Here is a 1813-nt window from a genome sequence, read left to right on the forward strand (position 1 = left end):
CCGCGCCGCAGCTGGGCCAGGGTCCGGGCCAGGAGCCGGGAAACGTGCATCTGGGAGATGCCGAGCTCGGTCGCGATCTGGGACTGGGTCATGTTGCCGAAGAACCGCAGCAGCAGGATGCGCTTCTCCCGCGGAGAGAGTTTCTCCAACAGCGGCTTGAGGGACTCGCGGTACTCGACGCCCTCCAGGGACTCGTCCTGGACGCCGAGGGTGTCCGCGACGGCGGGCGCCTCGTCGTCGCCGGAGTCCGGCGCGTCGAGGGAGACCGCCGAGTAGGCGTTCGCCGACTCCAGCCCCTCGAGGACGTCATCTTCGCTCATCTGCAGATGCCGGGCGATCTCGCTCACCGTGGGGGAGCGGCCCAGCGTCTGGGAGAGCTCGGAGGTCGCCTTCGTCAGGGAGAGTTTGAGCTCCTGAAGGCGGCGGGGGACCCGGATGGCCCAGCCCTTGTCCCGGAAGTGCCGCTTGATCTCACCGACAATGGTCGGGGTGGCGTAGGTCGAGAACTCCACCCCACGTTCTGGATCGAACCGGTCCACCGATTTGATCAATCCGATGGTGGCCACCTGGACGAGGTCGTCGAGCGGCTCGCCCCGGTTACGGAAGCGGCGGGCGAGGTACTCCACCAGCGGTAGGTGCATCCGGACGAGCTGATCGCGGACGGCGGAGCGTTCGGGATCGTCCTCGGGTAGCTCGGCGAGGCGGACGAACAGCGTGCGGGCCAGGGCCCGGTCGGGCGAGTGCGCGCGCTCGGGCCGATCGCTCTCCCCGTCGATCGCCGGACCGTCCACCGCCGGGTTCGGTGGCGCCTGGGTCGTCATCTCGGGGCCGGGATCGCTGTCGATCCCCGGGTGGTCGTCGAGCACGGATCCCCGTTGGCTCAACGCCGCTACCGGGTCCACCGCGGACACCGGGTCGCGATCGGCTACGTTGCGATCGGCTACATCGTGATCAGGTACCGTGCGCGGTGGGGTCGGCGTTCTCCCGGTCGACGTCACGACGTACCTACCGTGTCGCCCAGTGGAGTCTCTCTGGACGCACCCGACCCTCGGACGTGTCCGGCCGGAGGCCCGCCGAGGTCGGCGCGCACGCCCCTGCGCTTCTGCAAGGCGATGCTCACCCGCGACCCCGGGCCCGTCGAGGTCTGCACGTCGCCCGCCAGCGCCTTGAGCACGGTCCAGGCGAAGGTGTCCTCGGAGGGCTGCTCGCCGTCCAGGCTCTTGACCGTCACCAGGACGTGCATCACCCCCGGCGAGAGGGTGAACGTGCAGTCCAGCGAGGAACCCGGCACGGCCGAGACGAGCAGCAGGGCGCACGCCTCGTCCACGGCGATCCGGAGATCCTCGATGTCGTCGAGAGTGAAGTCGAGGCGGGCCGCCAGCGAGGCCGTCGCCGTGCGCAGGACGGTGAGGTAGGCGCTCGCGGCGGGCAGGGTGAGCGCAACCACGTCGCGTAGGCCGCCCGAGTGGGCGGTTTGGCTGTCGATGGTGTCGGAGCTCTCCGCGCCGCCGGTCGAAGGCGTCGGATCCACGTTCCTACCCCCAAAGAGCCTGCGTCGCGCGAGGACGGCGCCTCGCGGGTGTCCTGCCGACCAAGGTCGATTAGATAATGATATTGTCGGCGGTCCCTCGCCCACCCGTCGACGGGTCGAGTATTCCGCTCCCGACCATGACGTCCCGCATGGGCGGACGGTTTCCGCTCCGTCGGCGGCCGGGCGGCGGCCACCGACTCCACCGTACCCAGCCGCCGCTGGGTACCGCAGGTCGGGTGATCGTAAGCTGTTGCATCCGGCCTGTCTGGCCGTCGTCGGCTT

The 1813-nt window shown here is 69.8% G+C and carries 2 protein-coding genes; both read right to left on the minus strand.

The genetic code is table 11. The features are described from left to right. Positions 1-998 (minus strand): RNA polymerase sigma factor SigF (locus tag AC08ON_RS12045; protein ID WP_476616978.1); only part of this gene is annotated, 998 nt, incomplete at its 3' end. Then, a complete protein-coding gene (locus AC08ON_RS12050) occupies positions 995-1531 on the minus strand; it encodes an ATP-binding protein (RefSeq protein ID WP_476607444.1) in 537 nt (178 codons plus the stop codon). The genes AC08ON_RS12045 and AC08ON_RS12050, both read right to left, overlap by 4 nt. Positions 1532-1813 lie beyond the last annotated feature (282 nt).

The organism is Frankia sp. CoWAU3 (assembly GCF_977971855.1).